Genomic DNA, 20,362 nt, shown 5'->3' with positions numbered 1-20,362 from the left:
TGACTTAACGCTATTTAGTTGAAATTGGCAAAATGATGATGGTTTTCGTTCCTTCATCCAGCACACTCTTCAATTGTATATCTCCTTCCAGCTTGTCTACTGCTGACTTCAATATATACAACCCTAATCCTGAGCCTTCTACCTTGTCATTGGCACGATAAAACATGTCAAACACTTTTTCCTGAAATACTGGATCTATACCGACACCATTGTCTTCTACAATCAAGGCAAAATAATCTTCGGCCATGCTTTGTACAGATATCTTAACGTACGGCTGCTCATGATCAGTTTTTGAATACTTTATACTATTCTCTAAAAGATTTTGTACAACGGTATTAATCAGTCGTTTATCCGATTGCACCTCGACACGTGGATCAATAGACACCTGAAAATCAATGAGGTTAAAGTTCGCATAGTAATGAAATGAATCCAAACATTCGCGAATGATTTCTTGAAAATTAATCGGAGCATATTCCAATTCCAACGACTTAAGCTTAGACAACTCAAGCAAATCCAAAATTGTGGCATTGAGTCTTTTCAACCCCTTGTTGTACAATTCAAAATAATACAGCGACTGCTTGTCCTCTATTTCGCGCTCGACTACTTTGTGTAGCTCTATCATGGAAGCCAATGGTCCTTTCAAGTCATGCGACACACGTGACACAAAGCGATTGAGCTCTTCATTTTTCCTTTCGGTAAATTCCGCTTTCTCTGTTTGTGTACGCGCCTCTAGCTCCAAACTCTCCATTTTCCAGGCAGACTCGAGCGATTTGAGATGGCTTTTCGTTCCGCTATTGACCACATTGGACTTGCACTCATGATACTTGACGTGATAGTCCAATGCCTGTCTCATGTCACCTTCTCGTTCGGATATCAAGTACAGATAATAATAGGCATTGTACAGCACTTCTTGGTTCCCTATCTCTTCTCCTAACGCTATGGTATTCAAAAAATGAGCTTTACTGGTATCCAAGTCTCCCAATTTAAACTCCAAAACACCCAGTCTCGTATAGCACATTCCTATCCCCATCTTATCTCCGACCTTCAAGTGTTTTTTCAACCCCTTGAAGAAATACTCGCGTGCATTATCAAATTCATCTTGGTGCAAATAAACCTTCCCTTTGCCATAATACGCATAGGCCAACCCTCTCTTATCCCCCGATTCCTTTTTGAGATCAATACTCCTATTGATCACTTCCAAGGCTCGATCCACGTCATTTTTCTTGAGATACAGCCCCGACAAAGGGTTACACGCGTTAGATTCACCATTTTTATCTCCTATGGATGAACTCAGCGCAGTACACTTGAGATATGTCTCTTCGGCCTTCTCTACTTCATCAAATGCCTCATAGATATAACCAATAGCCTTGAGTGACCGTGATTGCCCTTGAATATCCTTGAGTTCCTCTTGTATGCGTAAGCTTTGATACAAATAATCTAGCCCCACATGATGCTTGGCTGACTTGTAGTGAATACTCCCCAATACATACAGTGCCTCTGCCTCCCCGTTTCTATTTCCTTGTTCAACGAACATTTTCTCAGCGTGATGGGTATAGCTAGATGCCAACGCATGATTTCCTAATATCATATGCAACAAGCCAAGTTGACAACTCCCTTCTGCCACTCCCTGTGGATACCCAATACGTTCGGCACTTTCAATGGCACTATTGACTATCTCAATAGCTCTATCTACACTACTTACTCGTGCTTCTTTAGCATATTTGAGCATCGAATCAATCTCCTTTTGAGATCTTTCGGGTAAGGTGGATGCGTTTTTATGGGGGTCAGAATGCATTACTATCACACGTATACTTGTACACTATTATGGCAATAAATAACACAGGTGGATTCTTAAAGATAAGCTGAATCAGCTGTAAACAAAAAAAGAATCCATGTATTACAACATGGATTCTTCAATATACCTATAATGTGGTAGTAATATCTAACGGTTCTACTCCTTCAAGTCTACCTTCTACGTGGCTTATCTCTACGACGGTTGTGATCTGAGCCAGATCTACGACCGCCACCTCCACCATAGGATTTCTTACCTCCGAATCTTCCTTTGCCTCTAGACGCTGGTGCTTCTGTATACACTCCGCCATCACTCACCTTGATCTCTCTGTCATCAAACATAAAGCCCGTAAACTTACCTGCAAAACTTGGCGATGACTTCTTATTGATCTCTACGATAGCTTTCTTTTGTTGGATTTCAACCCTTCCTATATCTGCACTATCTATCCCTGACACTTCCTGTATGATATTGAGGACGTCCGTTTTGGATACAGAATCGATTTTACCGATATTGATGGAGAAATTTTTGAAATGCGAAGTACTCCGAGAGCTACCACGGCCGTCCTCTGACCGATCACTTCTTGTATGGCTCGCATTTTCATTGATATCTCTAGAGTCGGACATGTTCAGTTGTTTGCACTCCATCGCCAGCAGCTTGTCAACCAATTCTTCCTTGCTCAGCACTGCCAAGCTCTCTTGTACCTTGTCTCGAAACTCCTGGGGCAAATTAACCACCTCTTGGTTCAACACCTTCTCAGACCAAGCTTCAACTCTTCGAGCAGCTATCTCCTCACCCGTAGGTACCATTTTCTTTTCGAACTCAATACCAAGGATTCGCTCGATTTGATCTAATCTTCTACGTTCTCCTTTGGTGATGAGTGCTATCGAAAGGCCTTTCTTTCCTGCACGAGCGGTTCTACCACTACGATGCGTGTAGAATTCCAACTCATCTGGGAGTTTATGATGGATCACGTGGGTAATATCACTCACATCAATCCCTCGTGCTGCTACATCTGTAGCAACTAGCACATTGATGGCTCGATCTTTGAATTTCCGCATCACCAAATCCCGTTGATTTTGACTCAAATCACCATGCAAAGCCTCTGCAGCATATCCCGCTCTTGAAAGTTCGTCTGCGATATTTTGCGTATCGATTTTCGTGCGACAAAACAGTACTCCAAACAAATCAGTCTCTACATCCATCAATCTCTTGATGGCTTCTGCTTTGTCACTCATTTTCACCACCATGTATTGGTGAGAAATATTCTTATTCACTTCTACCCCACTCTTTACAGAGATTTCATGAGGGTTGTGCATGTATTCATCCACCATTTTTCGGATGATCTTAGGCATAGTTGCCGAAAACAACCAAGTAGATTTATCATCAGGAGTCGAAGACAAAATAACATTCAATTCTTCTTTAAAGCCCATATTGAGCATCTCGTCTGCCTCATCTAAGACCAGATATCTCAGATGCTGGATATCAATTGCTTTGCGTTTGATCAAATCCACCAAACGACCAGGAGTCGCTACCACTACCTGTGGTTTGGATTTCAATTTCTTCATTTGGTTCATGATAGGAGCTCCACCATAAACACACTCAACTTTTAATTTTCTCTCATATTTGGCGAAAGACTTGAGTCCTTCTGCTATCTGCTGAGCCAGTTCACGCGTCGGTGACAACACGATCGCTTGACAGGTAGTATTGTCGTGCTCGATCAATTGGAGCAGCGGCAAGCCAAAGGCTGCAGTTTTACCTGTCCCCGTTTGTGCCAGACCTATAAAATCTTGGTCCGATTTTAGTAAAAATGGAATTGCTTCTTGCTGGATTTCAGTAGGCTTGCTTATTCCTAAGTCGTTCAGAGCTTGAAGTATTTTTTCGTCAAGTCCTAATTCCTGAAAAGTATTCAATATGTATTATTTAAATGAAAAGCAAAGTTAGCGATTATCAACCTAGCAATCTAACTATGTGAAGGTTACTAACTCGCTCCATCTAAAAAAAACCTGAATCCCTCACCTCCATTTAAAGCCCATTTACGTGCAAGGTGGGCGGGTACAATCACAACAAAATCTTCAATATCTCTTCCTCAATGTGTAGAATCGCTGAAGTATCGATAAATTAATAAAAAAGTAAACTAAAACCACTGGATACAGTCTAGAGGATAACTATTATACATTCGTGAAAATCAGAAAAATAGACCACATATTGTTCTCATTTCCAATTCAGCTGTTGGCCCAGTACTTCAAGTCACATCAGTTGTTACTGGTCAGTTGGGTGATCACCCTACTCTTTGTGACGGGCAGTTATGGCAATGTGTCTGGCATTCCTTTTCTTTTTTTGGATCCTGAGTATCTGTATAAAGTCAACTTTTGGAGTTTCTTGTGGGTAGGGATTTCCTTTGGAACACTGACAGTATCCTTTCACATCACAGGATATATACTCCACGCCGGCAAGTATCGATTTATCGGTCTATTGACCAAACCGTTCAGCAAATTCTCTATCAACAACAGCATCATCCCTTTCTTCACCTTGATATGCTATCTCACTTGTGTTGTAATATTCCAAGCGAGCAATGAGGCGACCAGCACTGCTCAAATCTTCGGACACATAGCAGGGTTCTTGAGTGGTACAACGATCACCATTGCGCTTTTATACGGCTATTTTCGCATCACCAACAAAGATATCTACGAGTTCATCACCAACAAACTCAACAACAGGCTCAAACAAATAGCCCTCAGCCGTCTCAATATCCTAGACCGACTCTCTTACAAGAAGAAAAGAAAGGTCACGTCCTTCATAGACCTAGACCTCAAGTTCAAATCCACACATGAACTCTATCACTTCCCCAACAAAAAAATCATCACTAAGGTATTTGATCAAAACCACATGAACTCGGTCATCCTGGTGGCAATCCTCACGGGACTCATTCTATTGATGGGGCTAGGGATAGACTATGCGGCTTTTCAATTGCCTGCAGCAGCCAGTTTATTTTTCTTCATGGCCATGATCACCATGGCTATCGGCGCACTCTCCTATTGGGCCAAGGAATGGATCGTATCAGCAGCATTGGTACTTTACCTTGTTTTCAATATTCTATTTACCAAAGGTGTCATACTTGACTATCATGAGGCCTTTGGTCTCAACTATCACACGACGAAAGCCCCTTACACCCTACCCAATCTCAATGCGATGACCAAAGACAGCATCTTAGCGAATGACAAACAAGAGATTTTAGCCATCTTAGAGCATTGGAAACGTAAGCAAAGTGACTCCCTTCCCAAGGCAGTATTTGTATGTGTGAGCGGTGGAGGCTCCCGGTCGGCGCTGTGGGCATATTCGAGTCTAGCACAAATTGATCAACAACTCAGTCATTCATTGATGGATCAGACTGTTTTGATCACTGGAGCCTCTGGTGGTATGGTCGGTGCTTCTTACTTTCGTGAAATGTCCTACCAAAGAGACCAAGGGATAACCCACGACCTCAACAGTCCCGAGTACTTTGCCAAAATTTCTCAAGACAACCTCAACCCAGTGGTATTCAACATGGTGGTCAATGATCTTTTCTTACGCAACCCTCGCTTTGACTATGCAGACAAGCAATACACCAAAGACAGAGGCTATGCCTTCGAAAAACAACTAAACATCAACACTGATTTTGTGATGGACAAAAAACTATCAGACTATGAACCACTAGAAGCCCGTGCAGAGATTCCTATGGTACTCTTTGGACCATCCATAATGAACGACGGTCGAAAACTCTATATTTCTACACAACACACCTCATACATGAATATCATGCCCAGAAACAATTACGGCGTTAGTGAAACGGTGGTTGACGGTGTAGATTTCAACAGGCTGTTTGCGGATCAAGATGCTAAGGACCTCAAATACACCAGTGCCTTGCGGATGAATGCCTCCTTTCCATACATCACCCCCAACATCACCCTACCTAGTTCTCCTGCCATCAAGGTCATGGACGCTGGAGTCACGGACAACTTCGGTATAACCGACGCAGTACGTTTCGTCTATGCATTCAAGGATTGGCTGGCAAAAAACACTTCGTCGATTGTCATACTATCCATTCGTGACACCAAGAGAGTACAAGTCATCGAACCACAAAACTACCAATCGATCTTTGACAAGATATCCAACCCCATCAGTAGTGTTTACAATAACCTGACGAATTTTCAAGACATCAACAACGAATACAAAATAGCCTATATGAAATCTTGGTACCCCAAGGAAATACAGTTCTTCACCGTAGAATACGACATGTATGTGGATTACAAAGAAGTCAATCTCCTCAAGGGAATTTCCACCAAAGACTCCACAAAAGCTCGAAGGCCCTCTCTCAATTGGCATCTCACTGCCAACGAAAAAAAATCCCTATTGAGAAATATTCACTCCAAAAGCAACAGTGCTACTATTTCCAAACTCGTGGAGAGCATTCAATAATCATTCTTCCTCATCACAAATTCTCCAAGTGATGTATGTGCTCGTCTACAATATCTATTTGACTTGTGATCTGTTCGACATACTTCACCAGTTTTTTCTCCATACTGGCCACTTCCTTTTTATACTGCTTGCTATTCGCTTTGCTATAATTCTTTTCAATAGAGTTAAATTCTGAGCACTCCTCATGGATGAATGTCAAAAAACTCTTCGTCGTATAGTCTTTCTCCAACTTCTCGATATCCTTAAGGGTAGCTTTGGCTTCTTCGTCCTCACTTGCATCATATTTGTCCACTACGGTCTTGTACAACATGGAGTCATAGTGATGAATTACCTTTACCAGTTCAATGGTGTTTCGTCGATATTGTCCGTTGCGACAGTACTCTTCCATCCCTTTGTATGTCTCTAATATCACAGCCTCTTTGTCCCACACGATTCTCAAGCTATCCACTGTCTTGACTAGAGCCGTCTGTCCCTGTCCTTGAACCCAAAAGTTCACAAACAACAGTACGAAAGAAATAAAGTAAGTCTTTTTCATAGGTAGTATAATATGATTTGGTTGTGACAATTTTAACTGGATTTGGCGAAAGAAACAACACACCATAAGGCTAATCAAAACCAGACACAGCTACTGCATGTAAGACACGTGTCTCACAGTGAATCAAAGCATGACACCACATGTCCTGCTGCTCATCCCAGTAGCTCTCTGACCTCAGGCGGTCTCCCAACTTAATCTCATGTTTGAATAACACATCCATGCTTTGAATATTGTGTTGATCGAGATAATCATCATCTAAAGCATCCAACAACCACTGATATATCTTGGTATTGTTGACATGATCATTGATATCTAAATCAAACCAACTGACCTGAATTTCGCGTACCTTTTGGACTCTTTCTGTATCAAAAAGCAATTTACCTGAAGGTTCTGGCAAATTGTCTCGATCCACTACAAAATCAGCATCTACAATAAACGACGGTATGGGAATCAACTTTCGCGCATCAACATCCATCACCAACCAATTTGAACTTGCTTCGACCAGAACTTCCTCACCCTCCGTAAGGCGAAAATCTCTTTTCGTATAGAACTTATTCATTGATGCTGGCCAAGTCTCTATATCGATTGTTTCGTTGTGTCCTGGCAAACGATGGATATTCAAAACCATACGATTCATCACCCAGGTCACCCCATGACTCATCAAATCAATCGTAGAAAACCCCAGTTGCGTAGCGTTATACCACGCAGCTTCCTGCATATAGTCAAGAAGAATGGGCAGCTTGATCGCACGTCTATTCGAACAATCCTTGGAGGACACTTGCACTGTCCAATGATAATCAGAATCTACCGGGCAAAAAGGTACTGGCTTCATGAGATAATGGTTGTTGAAACTGTAAACTAAAGCACTATAAACCTAAAACACCACAGAACTGAAGGAGAAAATCACACACCCTATCCTAGTTAAGATTGGGCATACTAGCCACTAAAATATCACCTAACTTATTGCAACATGCTTCATTATTTGAATATAGAAGAATAATTCTTATCCCCAACCTTACGGATTGATACCTAGTCAAGACTTGACTACTCCAAGAAAACAAGGCAAAAAAAAGCCCTGACATGTAATGCCAAGGCTCCTTTTTGAGTGATAAGCTGAACGCTATCTTATTTTTCTTCTTCTTTAGACTCTTCTGTCTTTTTAGCCGCAGCTTTCTTCGCTGGAGCTTTTTTCTTTGCAGCTGGCTTTTCTTTCGCGTCTTCTGCTTTTTCCGATTTCTTAGCGGCTGGCTTTTTTGCAGCGGCCTTCTTTGGCTTCTCTTCTACTGCTGCTTCAGTAGCTACTGCTTTCACCTCTTCGGCTTTTTCAGCTTTCTTAGCCTTTGGTTTAGGTGCTGCAAACTCAGCTTTGATAGCCTCTACATCTACTTGCTTGATGACAGGCGTACTGCTCAATCTTTGGATGCGTGCTACTTTTTGTTTTGCAACAACTTTATTTCTTCTTCCTTTTCTTTTTAATCTAGTTACAGCCATTTTTCCGCTATGAATTATTTTTGGAGGTGCAAATGTATGATATCACCCCCTCTTTTCAAAAGTATTTATAGAAATGATCCTATTTTTTTATAAAGAAAAAGTCCTGGCTATGCTCAACCAGGACTTTTTTCTATTGTGTTGTCAAATTTAAGTCTTAAGCCTTCTCCGCTTTGGACTCATCGGTATTCATGATGGCGGTCTGACGTTTGATAGAATTGTTGTGTATCATCTCATATAGATCATGTACAAACTGCTCCTGCAGCAACAAGTCCTTGCCTTTTTTGACACGATTTTCCATGATCTCTTCGTATCTACCTACTTGTAGGATAGTGATATTGTGCTCTTTCTTGTGCAAAGCAATCTCTTCAGCTACCTGCATTCTTTGAGCCAATACTTCAAGCAACTCATTGTCAATCTTATCGATTTTCTCTCTGAGGTTTTTCAATCTAATTTCGAAATCTACATCTTCCGAATTGGCATCTCTGATGATCAATCTATCCAAGATATCTCCCAAGGTCTTGGGTGTGATCTGCTGCTTAGCGTCGCTAAGTGCATTGTCAGGATCAATATGTGACTCGATCATCACACCATCCATCTGAAGGTCAAATGCCTTCTGTGATACAGGCTCAATCAAAGCTCTGTTGCCCGCAATATGACTAGGATCACAGATGATTGGCAAGTTTGGCACCAATCTCTTCAACTCGATCGGAATCTCCCAAGTCGGATCGTTTCTGTATTGAGACCCACTTTTGGCAGAGAACCCTCTATGGATACCTCCTAATTTGGTGATCCCAGCTTGGTTGATACGCTCCAAAGCTCCAATCCACAACTGTAGATCTGGATTGATTGGGTTCTTGACCAATACAGGCACATCATGTCCCTTCAACGCATCTGCTACTTCCTGTACTGAGAATGGGTTCACCGTCGTTCTGGCTCCTACCCAAAGGATGTCTACGTTGAATTTCAACGCCAACTCTACGTGCTCTGCGTTGGCAACTTCTACGGCCGTCAACAAACCTGTCTCTGCTTTCGCTTTTTCCAACCATTTGAGCCCTACTACACCGATCCCTTCAAAGGCTCCCGGTCTAGTTCTTGGCTTCCAAATACCTGCTCTCAACACTTGAATATTGGTATTTGCTTTGATCTGACGAGCTGTTTCCAATACTTGCTCTTCACTTTCTGCGCTACATGGCCCACCGATGATCAAAGGGGTGTTCATCCCCTCAATCCAGTTCTCCATGGGTGATAAAGTCAAATTAATTTTCATGTCCTTAATTATAATGAGTTATACTACTTCTTCTTTAATACTTTGTACTTTCTTACTATCGATACCTTTCAAAACCCTACGGATTTCGTTGGCGTTATCCATGCATGCAATCATGGCATCCTCTTCTCCCTGATCCAGCAGTGCCTTGAACGCCGCTAGATTATCTATATACGCGCCCAGCGCGTCACTAATATGCTTCTTATTTTGCTTAAAAATCGGCGCCCACATCTGAGGTGAACTCTTCGCTAGTCTAACCGTGGAAGCAAAACCACTACCTGCCAAGTTGAAAATATTCGCCTCGTTCTTTTCAATCTCCAAGACCGTCTGACCGAGTATAAAAGAACTAATGTGCGAGATATGAGATACATACGCAATATGCAAATCATGGGATTTGCTCTCCATCTCAATGATGTGCATTCCCAAGTTCTCCAAGCACGACTTTGCCAACACATACGAAGAACCCTGTGATTCCTCTGCATCACAGATAATCCCAGTTTTGCCTTCAAACAGTGTCGAAAATGCTGCCTCTGGCCCAGAATTCTCAGTACCTGCAATAGGGTGAGCTGCGACAAAACTCTTACGATTGTTATGCCCTTGTACTACTGCACAGATTTGCTCTTTGGTCGACCCCAAATCCATCACCGTAGTCCCTTCTCCGATCTGATCCAGCAAGGCAGGCAACAGCTTGGTCATACCGTCCACGGGGATAGCCAAGATGATCAAATCTGATACACTTACGGCTTGTTGAAAAATCACCGTCTCATCGACCAGCCCCAGTTCAACCGCTTTTTTACAGTGATCATCACTTAGGTCTACGCCCAAAATTTGGTCTGCAAAACCTACTTCCTTGAGTCGCTTGCCTACCGATCCTCCAATCAATCCTAAACCTATAATTGATACAATCATGCCTTTATTGATTCTAGTCTTTGCAAGACTGTTTTGAGGACTTCTTGTGTGGAGCACAAAGAAATCCGGATATACCCCTCTCCATTGGAACCAAAAATAGTCCCCGGAGTAATAAATACGTGCTTTTCTTGCAAAATTTCCTCTATAAACTCCTCGCTTTGCCTGCCTCTTGGGATTTTCGCCCACAAAAACATACCCGATTGTTCTTCGTCATGAGCACACCCAAGTACATCCAGTAGCTTTTCCGCCAAGGACCTTCTCTTGGCATACTCTTCGTTGATGCTTGCAAACCACTCCTTGGGCAAGCTCAATGCCTTGACTGCCGCATCTTGGACAGGTCTAAACATCCCCGAGTCCACGTTGGACTTCACACGCAGAATCGCATCGATGTATTCTGACCGTCCACTCACCATACCTACTCTCCAGCCAGCCATATTGAAAGCCTTGCTCATCGAGTTGAGTTCCAAGCAATTCTCCTTGCTCCCCTCTACAGACAACAAACTGAGCGGATTATCATTCAAGATAAAACTATAAGGGTTGTCGTTAACCACCAATATATCATTGTCGTTGGCAAAATCTACCAGCCCACTCAAAATCGCCTTGTTGGCTTTCTTGCCTGTAGGCATATTGGGATAATTGACCCACATCAATTTGGCCGCTTTGACGGCTTCACGATCAATAGAGCTAAACTTAGGTACCCAATTGTTTTCTTCTTTCAAATCGTAGTACACCACTTTGGCTCCCATCATCTCTGCTGCGGTCTTGTAGGCAGGGTACCCTGGATTGGGAATCAAGACGGTATCTCCAGCGTTCAAAAATGCCATAGAAATGTACATCACCCCTTCTTTGGAGCCTAGCAAAGGCAAAATCTCCGAAACTGGGTCTAGCCGAACGCCATAGTGTGCATCATAAAATGAGGCTATCGCCTCTCTCAATTCGGGTATCGAACGATACGATTGATAGGCATGATTGGACGTATTGCTTGCACTCGCAATCAACGCCTCTGCGACTTCTGGAGCCGGTGGCAAATCAGGGCTACCAATCCCTAAATTGATGACATCTTTGCCAGAGGCAATCATCCCTCTGATTTCGTCCAACTTCTTGGAGAAATAGTACTCTTTTACATCTGCTATTCTATCTGCTACCTTTATCATAATCAGGGCATTACGCCTTTTTCATATTCACCATGTATTTTTATCAATTCAGCACTTTGGGCAATGGCCTTGAGAGCCGATTGATAGTTTTGATAGTCCTCCCAAGCCACGTCGATATTGAACGCATAACGATACGGCTGTCCCACTACGGGCATAGACTGTATTTTGGTCATATTGATCTTATGCTCCTTGAACACTACCAACACATCCGAGAGACGTCCTGGCTCGTGCTTGGTCATAATTCGCAAAGAGGCCTTCTTGGGCACAGATGTCTGACCGTTCATACGACTCTTCATGATCAAAAACCGCGTATAATTCAATTTATTGGTTTCGATGTTTTCAGCCAATATCTCCATACCAAACAGCTCAGCGGCTTTTTTGCTCGCAATTGCTCCCGCCTGCAGCATTTTTTCATCTTTGATCAGTCGTACACTATCTGCGGTATCATCAAACTCTGTCAATTTGATCCGCGGATACTCTGCCAAAAAATCTGCACATTGAAGAAGGGCCATTGGGTGTGAGTATACTTGATTGAGCGACTCTGGTTTCACTCCAGCGTGCCCTATCAAATTCATCTCTATCCTAATATAAACCTCGCCGGTAACCTCCAAGTCATACTCATTCATCAGCGCATAATTGGGTAATATGCTACCCGCAATCGTGTTTTCGATAGCCATCACACCATAATCCAACTCTCTGGCATGGATGGCTTTGGCCAATGACCGAAAATCATGAAAAGGCTTCAAGTCCAATTCCTTACCCTCAAAGTAAGTCGTGGCAGCTTGATCATGAAACGACCCTAAAACACCCTGAATTCCAACTTCCATTTATTCACGTTTATATCAAAAAAAAACCCCGAGACAGTTCGGGGTTTTTCATATTTCTTGTTTACACAAAAGAACTATTCTTTCACCCCTGATGCCTTTGCATAGAAATAAAAATAAAAGTAGTTCCAATATGCTCTTGATTCCATCATAAGTATATCTTGATGCTCAAAGTTGAAAATTGATTGAATAATATCAAAGCAAATACCTGAAAATATTTAAACATTTTCAAGATTCTAATTATCCACTATCAAATTTTGCAAAAATTTCATCTTTTAGCGTATCAATATCTAGGTTTGCAACCCTAACACACTCTTTTACATTAAAGAACATAGTGAATAGATTACGCATATTACTTCTTCTCATCGTGATGGGATGGTCATCAGGGGCCTATAGTCAAGGAATCGTACAACGAGACGGTCTCACCAATATGGACAAAGGAGCACAGGCCATGTACGATGGCAACTATATCCTCGCTGATCAATTGTTTAGAGAAGCGCTCGGTCAACTCAGCAAGCTCCCTAGCGAAATGGCCTACTACTTTGGCCGCAACTCTTATCATCTCGACAAATACAAACAGGCCATCAACTGGCTGACTAAGTATGTCGAACTCAAAGGAACCTCTGGGCAATATTACGATCAAGCCGTACTCTACCTCAACATGTCCAATGCTGCGTACAAAAAAGTAAAAGAACAAGAAATACAAGAGACACACCATCAGCTCATGGTCAGTGACTACTACGACTGTCCGGGAGAGTATGTCATGTGTCCGATCTGTCACGGTGGGGGTGTCTTGATCCAAAAAGGAAAGTTTGGTGCTGTATACCAAACCTGCCCCTACTCTGGCCTCTCTGGCAAACTCACTTGCGAACAATACAATCAATACCTTCAAGGCGAGCTAGGCATGGAAATGATGGATGAGTGAGGCAATTTAGAGACATGCGTCTCTAAAAACAGGTAGACCCTCTTAGCACCAATTCGTTAAATACTCGGTCCAGACCATTGTTTATCCCACTGCCGCAATGCTACCAGCTTATCCTCTAGGCTCCACAAGTCGGATTTTACTCCCTGAGTTGTAAACAACCAATTGGTGGCTTCATCTACCGTGACATTTGGATAACAGGTATCCCGAGCATGGTGGACATACTTCAATACTTTGAACCCATCAAACCATTGATAAAACCGCTTAACAAATAATTCTCCAGTAGTAGACTGGGATTTAATCTCTTTTAGCTTTTTCAAAAATAACTCCTTGGAAACAAACGATCGCACGACCGCTGGAAACCCCTCATAAACCACCTCTTCTGTACCTTGCTCATACAAAATCTCCACCTGGTCTAAAAACAGCTTGAGGTCTGTAAACACAGTGGGATGATAGGTCATGTACGGTTTCTCCCCTCCTTCCAACCAATCTCCTATGGCTTTGCCCGTCCCAAATGGCACTCGATCAGATCGTCGTGCCGAAGGGTAAATACAAGTAGCTGACAGGTTCTTGAAATTCCCCAAAGGAATAATACGATGCAAAAAATAAAAATCTTCCCCAGCCTTGCGACGGTTCATCCCTCCCTGTTTCATATAGGCAGAAGCCCTAGTAGCCATGCTCGACCCTATGGTCTGGTAGGCATAGGGAAACCCTGCATACTGCAAAGCGTCAATGTAGTAACGTAGGTGCAATTCGTACCCTATAATACCCGTGTAATGCCCTCCTGGAAGGTCTCCGGACATCGGGTGTTCATAATGAATCGAACACCCTGGTATCGTAGGATCCGAATCAAAGAGTTGCTCTACGGCCTGCAACAGGTTGGGCTCGCAACTACTGTCCGCATCATAGCACAAAATAACCCCATCACGTCCAATCTGATCAAAAGCACGCACAGCCTCATCCATGCCTATCTTTCGCGCCAAACCCACTCCGGCATGCTTGGCGGGCAGTTCATTCTCTAAAATAAAGTGATAGTCGTAGCGCTTCCCTACTGCCCACTCCTGACAATGCCGATAGGTCTCGACATGAAAAGCCTTGAGAGCATCCGAAGCATTTTGTGAAGCATTGATCACCACGACAATACTCACAGCTCCTTGGGGCAATAAACAGGCCTCAATAGACTCTAGAGAGGAAATCAGATCTGGTTCGTTGTGCGAAGGCAGGACAACAATCAACGTAGGGCTCTGTTCGCTCCAGTCTATCGATAAGTATTGTTTGGCATACGCATAGCGCTCCAAATAGATGTTTCGACTCTCCAACATTCTTAAGGAGCCAATCGCTTGGTCTCCCATACTTCTCCCTCTCTCGTATAGACGATGCGGTCGTGCAGTCGACTTGGCCTACCCTGCCAAAACTCCACCTCTATGGGCTGCAATATATACCCTCCCCAAAATTCTGGTCTTGTCAGTTCCTCATGTGCAAACCTCTGCTTAGTCTCTGCAACGCGCTCTTGCAAAAAAGCACGATCAGGAATCTCCTGACTCTGAGGAGATGCCCATGCTCCAATCTGACTACCTTCGGGTCTCTCTTTGAAATACACATCCGATATCTCTGCAGGCACCTTCTCTATACGTCCCTTCACACGAACCTGACGCTCTCTGCTCCGCCAATAAAACGTCATAGACGCCATCGGATGCCTCGCTAGTTGGACAGCCTTCTTGCTTTGATAGTTAGTATAAAACGTAAACCCGTCTTCTGCATAAAATTTGAGCAAGACGACCCTCCCCTCTGGACATTGGTTTTCGTCCAGCGTGGATAGTACACAGGCATTGACCTCACACCCTTCGGACTTCATCGCGTCTTTGAACCATAGCTCGAACTGGTCGATGGGATTGTCCAATACACTGGCCTTAGACAGTTCTTCGATCCCGTAATCTTTTCTTATATCTTGAATGTTTCCTTCACCCATTGTTTCTTTTTCAATGTTGTGCAAATATCAATTAAATCAGTAACTATGTGCAGACAATCATGGCAATAGTTGTGCCGACATATATAGTTTTTAAACCCAAACCTCATGCAACTACGACTCCCTTTAGTCCACCAAAGCTCCCCCGAATGGATCCAAGCTGTACTTGAAAATTTCGACGAATTCTTGCAGGATCATGCTGATTGTGAGCGCAAAGCCTCCTCCATGGCAATGAGTTTTGTCGCCAAATTTCCCGACCGAATCGAGATCATCCCGGCACTCATTGATACAGCCGTTGAAGAGTTGGAGCATTTTCGATCCGTATACCAAATCATGGAAAAGCGAGGCATCCAACTGCGACATGAAATTCGCGAAGACCTCTACATGAAGCAACTCATTCAAGCCTGCCGCAGTGGACGAGAAGAACGTTTCCTAGACAGACTACTCCTCGCCTCAGTCGTCGAAAACCGAGGCGCTGAGCGCTTTAAAATCGTCTACGAAAACCTAGAAACAGGTGAGCTCAAGCGCTTCTACCAAGACCTCTGGGCTTCTGAAGCTAAACACGGCGAAGTGTTCGTGCACTTGGCGCTCCATTACTTCAAAGAGGATGAAGTATTTGATCGTCTAACAGAAATTAATGAAATTGAAGGAAAAATCATGGCAAAAATGCCTTTTACACCCGCATTGCATTGATATGGATTACTTTCACTCCAAACAAAACTTTAGCCCAGCCAAAGGGGACCTATTGATCTCTGAGCCCTATCTGCCTGACCCCAATTTTGAACGAACCGTCATACTCCTATGCGCACACGACGACAATGGTTCCTTCGGATTTGTACTCAACAAACCCGCCAACATGCGATTCAATGATGCAATCGATGAAGCAGGAGGATTCGACGAGCCTTTATTCTTGGGAGGGCCCGTCCAACAAGACACCTTGCACTTCATCCATCGATGCGACGATCCAGAACTAGGAGGACAAGTCCTAGGCGATGGTCTGTTTTGGGGCGGCAACTATGATCGCCTCATTCAGCTTATCCAATTGGGTATACTTGACCCGAGAGACTTCCGATTCTTTGTCGGGTACTCGGGTTGGAGCCATGGACAACTGACCGAAGAGCTGGAAGCCAAATCCTGGGTCGTACACAAAAAAGCCACGCCATCACAGGTATTTGATACCCAAGTAGATGAGCTCTGGAAAGAAGTCTTGGAGCAGCTAGGAGGCAAGTTCAAAATGTTCTCCAAATACCCAGCTGACCCACGGATGAACTAAAATGGAATTTTTGCTAAATTGCAACAAGAGAAAATCACACTTATGAGCGATAACAAAGAAAATGCTGACCACACTGCCGAAAACGCAAAGCAGTCAGATGCTGTTCGGACACAAGCCGAATCAAACGAGAGCACAACAGATCCGAAAGAGGAAGAGCAAGCAATAGCACCTGCGTCTCCCGAGGCTCAAGTGCAACAGGAGCCCATCACCCCTTCCAGCCCCACAGTGAGTGAAGAGCCCAAGGCAGATAGTAGCAGCACGGCAAGCGAAAATGAAGAACCCGAAGACACCAAAGACGAACACAAAGATCATGACGAACTCCACGAGGACGAACATGAAGATGAGGTAGACTACAGCAAAATGTCCAAGGCCGAGTTGCTCGAACACCTAGCCGCTATCGCTCAAACAGAAGATGGGTTCAAGAAGGGGAAGAAAATCCATGCGATCCGCAATGCCTACGACGACATCTTCGACAAAGAAAAAGAAAAAGCCTTATCCAAATTCATACAAGAAGGTGGTCAAGAAGACGATTTTGATTATAAACTCGATGACATCAGCGAAAACTTCGAAGCGTACCACAAGCTCCTTCGCGAAAAACGCCAGCAAAATGCCAAAGAGCTAGAAAAGCAAAAAGAAACCAACCTCAAACTCAAAAACGACCTACTCGAACGCCTACGTGTCTTTGTAGACAATGACGAAAACACGACGAGTATCACAGATTTGCGTGCACTGCAAGACGAATGGAAATCCATCGGACCCGTACACCCCCAACACAACAAAACTCTCTGGGCCAATTTCAACGCGCTGCTTGACTTATATTATGATCATCGCAGCATCTATTTTGAGCTCAAAGAACTTGACAAAAAGAAAAACCTCGAAAAGAAAGAAGAACTCTGTGTACAAGCCGAAGAACTCGACAAACTAGAAAACCTCAACGAGGCAATCAAGAAGCTCAATGACCTGCACGAAGAATACAAACACATAGGCCCTGTCCCAAAAGAAAAACAAGAAGAGACATGGCAAAGGTTCAAATCTGCTTCGGACATAATCTATCACCGGCGCAAAAAATACTACAATCAGCTCAAAGAAGAATTTAAAGCCAATTTCGAAAAGAAATCTGCCCTAGCAGATAAGATTGCGGAGTTTGCTGAATTTGCTTCTGAAAAAATAGGTGAATGGAACGCCAAGAGCAAAGAACTCCAGGCCATCCAAAAAGAGTGGGAAGCTATAGGCAGCATGCCCAAAGAACAAGCCAAGGAGATCAACAAGAAGTTTTGGGGTGCATTCAAGGGTTTTTTCCACAACAAATCTGCATTTTTTAAATCATTGGATTCCAAGCGAGAAGGCAACTTGGAACTCAAACAAAAGCTAGTAGCACGAGCCAAAGAACTGAGTGAAAGTGACGCGTGGGCCGAAACAGCCAACAAACTCAAAGACCTCCAACGCGAATGGAAAGACGTAGGTCCAGTACCTGAGAAGTTTAGAGAGTCTATATACAAGGAGTTTAAATCTCATTGTGACGAGTTTTTCAACAGAAAACGAGGACACAACAAAGAAATGGAGTCATCCTACGACGACAACCTTCTCAAGAAAGAGGAAATATGCAAGCAAATCGAAGACCTCGCCAAAGTAGATGACTTGGACCCAGAGCAAGTCTATGAACTACAAGACCAATTCAATGCGCTCGGTTTCGTCCCTAAGCGAGCTATAAAGAGTATTCAGAATCGCTACCAAGCTGCATTGAAAGCAGTGATTAAGAATACCGACAACTTCGAAAAAGACGAACTCGACGAATTGAAGTCTCTGATCAGCATACACAAAATCAAAGCAGGACCGCATGGTGATCAAAAACTGCAACGAAAGGAATATTCGCTCAAGCGAAAAATCCAAACTTTGGAGAATGACATCTCTACTTGGAAAAATAATTTAGGATTTTTTGCGAACTCAAAAAGTGCTGAAAAAATGCTCCAAGAATTCGAACAAAAAATACAATCTGCTGAAAATCAACTAGAAGAATTGAAGGAAGAATTGAAGCTCATCACCTACGCAGGGTGATGAGCAACAGCTCTTTTTACCACTGTTCGATTTTTTTTTCAGAGATACTTGCACGGTAAAAATTCTACGTTAATTTTGCACTCGCAATTGACCAAAAGAGGTCATGAAAACAGAACCAAGGTTCTAATTTCAAGCGAATTTATTGCCTCCTTAGCTCAGTTGGTAGAGCACCTCACTTGTAATGAGGCGGTCGTTGGTTCGAGTCCGACAGGGGGCTCTTTGATAATCAGGTAGTTACGTTTTCGTGACTACCTTTTTTTATACCCTTTGTTAAGTACCTTTGTTAAGTTGGAGGCCTAATCGTGCTCGTTGCGCAAGCTTGTAGCTCGTACCCATTCCTAGACACAATCAATATCCAAACCTTTGCTGCCCGCGTAATCAGCAACACTGCTATATTTCCAATACTGAGACTCTAGCACAAAACCAGATTCCACAGGATTGTTGTGAATGTAATCAATCTTCTGATCTCGTTTGGCACAAGCTACAAGCTTGCGCCAGCTGGGGAAAAAAGAGGTAATTTATCGCATAGACACTTAGTCGCTAGCAGGCAGCTAATCTACGTATCTAAAGTCCTGCTTTCCGTCTTGGATTTGAATGTATCACCAGTCCCGATGGGAAAAATAACGCCAAGGAGATTACTACAAACGTTAAATGTAGATTGCATCTACACTTCATTATCTATACCACCAATCAATTCCACTTCACAACCCGCATTTGAAAAATGCTAAGCTCTGCTCCTTACAAAATACAAAGGCGTAGAAAACTCTACGCCTAGTGATCTATTCTATTTTTACTATTTCATCCTACGCCCAGTTGGGGAAAACATACTTCGACCGTGCAGGGCACAAGCTACAAGCTTTCCTGCTTATTCTCAGATGCTGCCTTCAAGATTTGCTTGCTGGTGTATTTCTTAAAATCTCTGACCAAGCCTGACAGATCGTTTGCAGTACTGGCTATGATCGTATGAACATGATTGGTCATGATTACATAAGCATATAGCTTCATGCCCTTGTTCAGCTGGCAATATTTGAAACTGTCTATCACTATGTCTCTGTAGATTTGACGTGAAAATACATCTGCCCAGCCAACTACCTGAAAAGTAAAATAGTATGGCAATTCCTGATCTCTGATTTGATAGGCTGATCCCATATCGTAAAGGTTATAATACTGCACCTCAAGATACTGTCTTTGATCAATACCGCATTTACAAAATGCTGCTTTCTGCTTCCCAATGATAATAAGGTGAAGTTGCAAACTTCACCTAGTCATTGCTTTTGAGTGCATACTACGCCGAGTGGGGGTGTTTTCATTTTTTAACGTATATATTTCAAAAAAATCTAGTATAAACACCGACGTATATTAAATATAATACGCAAGCGTAAAGCACATACATCAAAACCCTTTCTCTTTTTAAGACAAAGGTGATAAGCATAAAAATACATAACACTACTGCTCCGTTAATTAAAGGCCAATAGAGCTGAACAACCCCATACAATCCAGGATCCTCTGATTCTGGAAGATTGGCTATAATTTCAGCAATGACTGTTGCCCCCAAAATAGCTAATAATCCAATCTTTCTTATTCTAATAACGCTCATATTACTCTGTAATTAACCCAGCATCTAACAACCACTGATATGCTTCGGGATCATTTTCTTTCAACTCACTAATGCTATAATATTTAACACCATGATTACCTCGGTTATCATCATCCCTTCTAGGT

18 protein-coding genes and 1 tRNA gene are annotated in these 20,362 nt (G+C 42.9%); 6 read left to right on the top strand and 13 right to left on the bottom strand.

The annotated features are described in order from the left end of the window. Window positions 1–10 precede the first annotated feature (10 nt). Window positions 11–1,729, bottom strand: a complete 1,719-nt coding sequence (locus BFP72_RS07260) for an ATP-binding protein (protein WP_158233327.1) — start codon at window positions 1,727–1,729, stop codon at window positions 11–13. A gap of 236 nt (window positions 1,730–1,965) precedes the next feature. Then, window positions 1,966–3,702 carry a DEAD/DEAH box helicase gene (locus tag BFP72_RS07255; protein ID WP_099598497.1) on the bottom strand — a complete coding sequence of 579 codons (1,737 nt, stop codon included), beginning with the start codon at window positions 3,700–3,702 and terminating at the stop codon, window positions 1,966–1,968. A gap of 268 nt (window positions 3,703–3,970) precedes the next feature. Between BFP72_RS07255 and BFP72_RS07250 the strand changes: the two genes are divergently transcribed. Continuing rightward, window positions 3,971–6,247: a patatin-like phospholipase family protein gene (locus BFP72_RS07250; protein ID WP_143519976.1), complete on the top strand. Its 2,277-nt coding sequence runs from the start codon at window positions 3,971–3,973 to the stop codon at window positions 6,245–6,247. Between the two features lie 13 nt (window positions 6,248–6,260). On the opposite strand, the gene BFP72_RS07245 is transcribed toward BFP72_RS07250, so the two are convergent. The 7 genes from BFP72_RS07245 to BFP72_RS07215 form a co-directional block, all read right to left on the bottom strand. Next, entirely contained in the window at window positions 6,261–6,782 is a 522-nt protein-coding gene (locus BFP72_RS07245; RefSeq protein WP_099598495.1) for a hypothetical protein, read from the bottom strand. Window positions 6,783–6,852: 70 nt separating this feature from the next. Next, entirely contained in the window at window positions 6,853–7,614 is a 762-nt protein-coding gene (locus BFP72_RS07240) for an acyl-[acyl-carrier-protein] thioesterase (protein WP_099598494.1), read from the bottom strand. Between the two features lie 293 nt (window positions 7,615–7,907). Then, complete coding sequence (locus BFP72_RS07235) at window positions 7,908–8,273, bottom strand: hypothetical protein (RefSeq protein ID WP_099598493.1); 366 nt, start codon at window positions 8,271–8,273, stop codon at window positions 7,908–7,910. 154 nt (window positions 8,274–8,427) lie between these two features. Beyond that, complete coding sequence (locus BFP72_RS07230) at window positions 8,428–9,513, bottom strand: chorismate mutase (RefSeq protein ID WP_369824019.1); 1,086 nt, start codon at window positions 9,511–9,513, stop codon at window positions 8,428–8,430. Between the two features lie 45 nt (window positions 9,514–9,558). Further along, window positions 9,559–10,446 carry a prephenate dehydrogenase gene (locus BFP72_RS07225; protein WP_099598491.1) on the bottom strand — a complete coding sequence of 296 codons (888 nt, stop codon included), beginning with the start codon at window positions 10,444–10,446 and terminating at the stop codon, window positions 9,559–9,561. After that, the gene (locus BFP72_RS07220) at window positions 10,443–11,600 is read right to left on the bottom strand and encodes a pyridoxal phosphate-dependent aminotransferase (RefSeq protein ID WP_099598490.1); all 1,158 of its coding nucleotides are present in this window, start codon (window positions 11,598–11,600) and stop codon (window positions 10,443–10,445) included. Before BFP72_RS07220 ends, BFP72_RS07225 begins: the two co-directional genes overlap by 4 nt. A 2-nt stretch (window positions 11,601–11,602) precedes the next feature. Further along, window positions 11,603–12,427, bottom strand: coding sequence for a prephenate dehydratase (locus tag BFP72_RS07215; RefSeq protein WP_099598489.1), 825 nt, complete (start codon window positions 12,425–12,427; stop codon window positions 11,603–11,605). A 331-nt stretch (window positions 12,428–12,758) separates the two neighbouring features. On the opposite strand from BFP72_RS07215, the gene BFP72_RS07210 reads away from it, so the two are divergent. Continuing rightward, the gene (locus BFP72_RS07210; protein WP_143519975.1) at window positions 12,759–13,349 is read left to right on the top strand and encodes a tol-pal system YbgF family protein; all 591 of its coding nucleotides are present in this window, start codon (window positions 12,759–12,761) and stop codon (window positions 13,347–13,349) included. A 56-nt stretch (window positions 13,350–13,405) separates the two neighbouring features. Here BFP72_RS07210 and BFP72_RS07205 read toward each other — a convergent pair whose 3' ends face one another. Together BFP72_RS07205 and pdxH are read right to left on the bottom strand one after the other, a co-directional pair. Further along, window positions 13,406–14,698, bottom strand: coding sequence for a glycosyltransferase family 2 protein (locus BFP72_RS07205; protein WP_143519974.1), 1,293 nt, complete (start codon window positions 14,696–14,698; stop codon window positions 13,406–13,408). Then, window positions 14,671–15,315, bottom strand: a complete 645-nt coding sequence (gene pdxH, locus BFP72_RS07200) for a pyridoxamine 5'-phosphate oxidase (RefSeq protein WP_099600716.1) — start codon at window positions 15,313–15,315, stop codon at window positions 14,671–14,673. The genes BFP72_RS07205 and pdxH overlap by 28 nt, the downstream gene beginning before the upstream one ends. 105 nt (window positions 15,316–15,420) lie before the next feature. Between pdxH and BFP72_RS07195 the strand changes: the two genes are divergently transcribed. The 4 genes from BFP72_RS07195 (at window position 15,421) to BFP72_RS07180 (ending at window position 18,857) form a co-directional block, all read left to right on the top strand. Next, window positions 15,421–16,005, top strand: coding sequence for a tRNA-(ms[2]io[6]A)-hydroxylase (locus BFP72_RS07195; protein ID WP_099598486.1), 585 nt, complete (start codon window positions 15,421–15,423; stop codon window positions 16,003–16,005). Between the two features lies 1 nt (window position 16,006). Beyond that, the gene (locus BFP72_RS07190; protein ID WP_099598485.1) at window positions 16,007–16,585 is read left to right on the top strand and encodes a YqgE/AlgH family protein; all 579 of its coding nucleotides are present in this window, start codon (window positions 16,007–16,009) and stop codon (window positions 16,583–16,585) included. Window positions 16,586–16,627: 42 nt separating this feature from the next. Continuing rightward, window positions 16,628–18,640, top strand: coding sequence for a DUF349 domain-containing protein (locus tag BFP72_RS07185; protein ID WP_099598484.1), 2,013 nt, complete (start codon window positions 16,628–16,630; stop codon window positions 18,638–18,640). Window positions 18,641–18,784: 144 nt separating this feature from the next. Further along, window positions 18,785–18,857, top strand: a tRNA-Thr gene (locus tag BFP72_RS07180). Window positions 18,858–19,489: 632 nt separating this feature from the next. Here the strand turns inward: BFP72_RS07180 and BFP72_RS07170 are convergent. Both BFP72_RS07170 and BFP72_RS07165 read right to left on the bottom strand, forming a co-directional pair. After that, on the bottom strand, window positions 19,490–19,789 hold the full coding sequence (locus BFP72_RS07170; protein ID WP_099598483.1) for a transposase: 300 nt from the start codon (window positions 19,787–19,789) through the stop codon (window positions 19,490–19,492). A gap of 178 nt (window positions 19,790–19,967) precedes the next feature. Further along, on the bottom strand, window positions 19,968–20,237 hold the full coding sequence (locus tag BFP72_RS07165; protein ID WP_099598482.1) for a hypothetical protein: 270 nt from the start codon (window positions 20,235–20,237) through the stop codon (window positions 19,968–19,970). Between the last annotated feature and the right edge of the window lie 125 nt (window positions 20,238–20,362).

Source organism: Reichenbachiella sp. 5M10, assembly GCF_002742335.1.
Taxonomy (GTDB): Bacteria; Bacteroidota; Bacteroidia; order Cytophagales; family Cyclobacteriaceae; genus Reichenbachiella.
Note: the sequence above shows the minus strand (reverse complement) of the source record. Positions and strands in the feature narration are given on the sequence as shown.